At 63.2% G+C, this 3,909-nt stretch carries 5 protein-coding genes; 1 reads left to right on the forward strand and 4 read right to left on the reverse strand.

What is annotated here, in order from left to right:
- The coding region (locus tag RMO57_RS01595) for a ZIP family metal transporter (RefSeq protein WP_310383604.1) at nt 1-490 on the forward strand (490 nt) is incomplete at its 5' end.
- Nucleotides 491-674: 184 nt separating this feature from the next.
- Here RMO57_RS01595 and RMO57_RS01600 read toward each other — a convergent pair.
- From RMO57_RS01600 to RMO57_RS01615, 4 genes are all read right to left on the reverse strand, one after another.
- A complete protein-coding gene (locus RMO57_RS01600; RefSeq protein ID WP_310383606.1) occupies nt 675-1,109 on the reverse strand; it encodes a universal stress protein in 435 nt (144 codons plus the stop codon).
- A 72-nt stretch (nt 1,110-1,181) separates the two neighbouring features.
- A complete protein-coding gene (locus tag RMO57_RS01605) occupies nt 1,182-2,045 on the reverse strand; it encodes a sulfurtransferase (protein ID WP_310383608.1) in 864 nt (287 codons plus the stop codon).
- The gene (locus RMO57_RS01610; RefSeq protein ID WP_310383610.1) at nt 2,042-2,950 is read right to left on the reverse strand and encodes a DMT family transporter; all 909 of its coding nucleotides are present in this window, start codon (nt 2,948-2,950) and stop codon (nt 2,042-2,044) included. The genes RMO57_RS01605 and RMO57_RS01610 overlap by 4 nt, the downstream gene beginning before the upstream one ends.
- Nucleotides 2,951-3,028: 78 nt before the next feature.
- Nucleotides 3,029-3,909, reverse strand: an 881-nt coding sequence (locus RMO57_RS01615) for an aromatic ring-hydroxylating dioxygenase subunit alpha (RefSeq protein ID WP_310383612.1), incomplete at its 5' end; no start/stop codon positions are given.

Consider the following 3,909-nt stretch of genomic DNA (forward strand, 5'->3'; position numbering starts at 1 on the left):
CCACCACCACCATCACTTCGACGCCCAGCAGGCGGGGCAGGGCGGCTGGAGCGTGCTGGTCGGCGACAGCATCCACAACTTCTGCGACGGCATCATCATCGCGGCGGCGTTTTTGACCGACCCCTACCTGGGTTTGGTCACCTCGCTGGCCATCATCGCGCACGAGATTCCGCAAGAGGTAGGCGACTACATCGTGCTCTTGAACGCCGGCTTTTCGCGTTCCAAGGCGCTGGCCTTCAATGCTTTGTCCGGCTTGGCGGCGGTGCTGGGCGGGGTGTTCGGCTACTTCCTGGTCGGACCCTGGGAGAGTTTGTTCCCCTACCTGCTGGTCGCCGCCAGCAGCAGTTTCATCTATGTGGCCGTGGCGGATTTGATTCCGCAGTTGCAACGCCGCCTGCCCTGGCGCGAGACGGTGCTGCAACTGGCCGGCCTGGGTGGCGGCTTGGGGTTGGTGCTGATGGTCGTGGCGGTGTCACATCACGGCCATTGAGAGGCTGAAAACTTTTTACTGCGCGACCGCCATGCGTCGTTGGCCGGATGCTCGAAATCCTCACGTACAGGGAGTACGTTCCGGTTTCTGTGCTCCGTCCGCCTAGCCTGACGTCCGCTCGCTACAAAACGAAGTTTCAGCGAAGCTAAAAGTTCTCAGCCTCTGAGTCAGTCCGCTGGGCTGATTAGCGAACCACCAACACCGGCGTGGTGCAGTGGGTCAGCACCTTTTGGGTTTCGCTGCCCAGCAAGAGTGCCTGCACGCCGCGGCGGCCATGCGATGCCATCACGACCAGATCGCACTGATTGCTGTTGGCGTGCTCAATGATGGCCTCCCAGGCGTGCAAGGCCTCGACGGTATGGCCTTCGCAAGTCACGCCGGCGCTCGCGGCCGCGTCCATGGCCTCTTTGACCCGCGTCGCGGCAATGCGCTCCTGGACGTCAAAAAACTCCTGCGGCGGCGTGGGCTGCATCTCGGACACGGCGCTGTAGGGGAAGGGTTCCTTGACGCTCAAGGCGTACAAGGTGGCGCCGTGGATACGGGCCATCCCGATGGCGGTGTTGAGAGCCTTGGCGCTGATTTCAGAGCCGTCGGTGGGAACAAGAATTCGCTTGAACATGGCTGGATCCTCCGTTGAAATGTCTTCAGTGTCGTGCCCGGGCGGCATGCTGGTCTTGCGCTATGTCAAGAGCTAGCCTTTGGCGATCGGCCTCGCCGGGTCGGCCGACCATTCGCTCCAGGAACCCGGGTAGAAGGTCGAGCCGGTCAGACCCGCATGTTCCATCGCCAACAGGTTGTGGCAGGCGGTCACGCCGGAGCCGCATTGATGCACCACGTTGGCGGCTTGATGCGGCGCCATCAGCGCGGCGAATTCCGCCCTCAATTCAGTCGCCGGTTTGAAGCAGCCATCGGCCTGCAGATTGTTTTTGAACAAACGGTTGCTGGCACCGGGAATGTGGCCGGCGCGGGCGTCGAGCGGTTCGACATCACCGCGAAAGCGCTCGGGTGCACGCGCATCGATCAGCCGGATCTGGCCTAGCCGCGCTTGCAGCTCGGTCGCCGTCAGGCTACTGACCAGGCTGCCTGCCGGCTTGAAGTCGCCCGCCGATGTCGTTGGCACGGCGTCGCTCAGCCCCAAACCCGCCGCAGCCCAGGCCTGCACACCGCCGTCGAGCACGGCAGTGTTGGCATGGCCGAGCCAGCGCAGCAGCCACCAGAGCCTGGCCGCATACATGCCGCCTTGCGCGTCATAAGCCACCACTTGCAGGCCATCGCGCAGGCCCAGGTCGGCCATGCGGCGTGCAAAGTCGGCGCGGTCCGGCAGCGGGTGACGGCCGCGAAACCGGCCGGCTTGATCGGTCTTGGGGCCGCTGAGGTCGCGGTCCAGATGCAGGTAATGCGCGCCCGGCAAATGGGCGTTCAGGTAGGCGCTGTGGCCGGCATCGGTGTTGGCGAGATCAAAGCTGCAGTCGATCAAGATGACGGGCTGCCCGGCGCGGCTCAGGTCCTGCAACCGTTGGACAGAAACAAGGGTTTGATACGGTGTGGGCTTCATGATTCGTTGACCGAGTGTTGACTGTCGGGAGGTGTGCTGGTGGCACGCAGCAGGGTCGCCGCCAAGCCGGCGATGATGATCAAAAGCATGCCGCCCAGCGCCCAGGGCGTGATGGGATCGTGGAACAGCCAAGCCCCATAGATGAAGGAGAAGACAATGCCCAGGTACTGCAGGCAGGCGATGGACAAGGTCTTGCCCTGGCCATAGGCGCGTGTCATCAACAGCTGGGCGGCGGTGGCCAGCAAGCCCACGGCCAGCAGCAGGGCCGCACCTTTGAGGCTGTGTGGGTGTGTGCTGCCCAAGCCCGCCAAACTCTGCACGCCGGTGCTGATGGCGCCGGCCAAGGCGCCGCCCAGCGAGAAGTAGAAAACGATGCGGTCTTCAGGCTCGCCGGCGCGTCCCAAGGCAGTGACCTGCAAATAGGCCAGCGCCGCCAACATGCCCGACAGCAGGCCGGCCAGGCCATGCCAGAGTTGTTGCTGATCCAGCGTGGGCCGCAACACCATGGCCACGCCGACAAAGCCCAGCAGCACCGCGGCGACCAGCCGACCGTCGATACGGGCGCTGCCCAACATCACCGCGCCGCCGATCAAGAACAAGGCCATCCAGACCGATGACATGTAGTTCAAGGTCATTGCGGTGGCCAGCGGCAGCTTGCCGATCGTATAGAACCACAGGGAGAGGGCGAAAACCCCGGACAGGCTGCGCCAGAAATGCATCCAGGGCACAGGGGTGCGCAGGCTGCTGCCGCGCGCAAAGGTAACACCGCCCAGCAGCAGCGCGCCGATGGCGCCGCGGTACATGACGATCTCGCCGGCATCGTAAAGCTCCGACGCCAACTTGACGCAGACGCCCATGGTGGCGAACAAAAAAGTGGCGGCAATCATCAGCAAGGGGGCGGGCATGGCTGCATTATGGCCAGCCATGAAAAACGCCCCGACGGCAAGGCTGTGCGGGGCGTTTGGATTCAGTCGGCGTGCAGATCAGTCGCCGAGTTTCATCTCGCGCCGGTACCACTCATGGAAATGCTGCATACCGTCTTCCATCGGGCTCTGGTAGGGGCCGACCTCGTTGTCGCCGCGGGCCATCAAGGCGCGCCGCCCGGCATCCATGCGCAGCGCGATCTCGTCGTCCTCGACACAGGTTTCCATATAGGCGGCCTGATGGGCGTCGACAAAGTCGCGCTCGAAGGCGGCGATTTCTTCGGGGTAGTAGAACTCGACGATGTTGGCGGTTTGCTGCGGGCCCTTGGGGAACAGCGTCGACACCACCAGCACATGCGGGTACCACTCGACCATGATGTGCGGGTAGTAGGTCAGCCAGATGGCGCCGGCCTGGGGGGTCTCGCCGCCGCGGAACTTCAGCAATTGCTCGTGCCAGCGCTCGTAGACGGGCGAGCCCGGCTTGGCCAAGTCCTTGTGAATGCCGACTTTTTGCACCGAATGGTGGTGACCCATTTCCCAGGTCAAATCGTCACAGGTGACAAAGTGCCCCAGGCCAGGATGGAAGGGCCCGACATGGTAGTCCTCCAGATAGACCTCAATAAAGGTCTTCCAGTTGTAGTCGCACTGATGAACGTGGACCTTGTCCAGCACATAGCCGGAAAAATCCAGGTCGGCCGCGACACTCAGCTTGGCCAGCTCGGCCGCGACATCATGGCCGTTGTCCTCGAACAGCAGGCCGTTCCATTCGCGCAGCTTGTAGCGATTCAGGTTCAGACATGGGTCTTGCTCAAAATGCGGCGCGCCGACCAACTCACCTTTGAGGTCGTAGGTCCAGCGATGCAGGGGGCAGACGATATTGCTACGGGTATTGCCGCGGCCACGCAGCATCACGGCTTGGCGGTGGCGGCAGACGTTGGAGA

It is taken from the genome of Roseateles sp. (genome assembly GCF_031397715.1).
In the GTDB taxonomy this organism is placed as follows: Bacteria; Pseudomonadota; Gammaproteobacteria; order Burkholderiales; family Burkholderiaceae_C; genus Paucibacter_A.

Bases quoted from the DNA above. Each gene is read 5' to 3' on its own strand.
- RMO57_RS01600 (WP_310383606.1), bottom strand. From the start codon at position 1,109: ATGTTCAAGCGAATTCTTGTTCCCACCGACGGCTCTGAAATCAGCGCC.
- RMO57_RS01605 (WP_310383608.1), bottom strand. From the start codon at position 2,045: ATGAAGCCCACACCGTATCAAACCCTTGTTTCTGTCCAACGGTTGCAG.
- RMO57_RS01610 (WP_310383610.1), bottom strand. From the start codon at position 2,950: ATGCCCGCCCCCTTGCTGATGATTGCCGCCACTTTTTTGTTCGCCACC.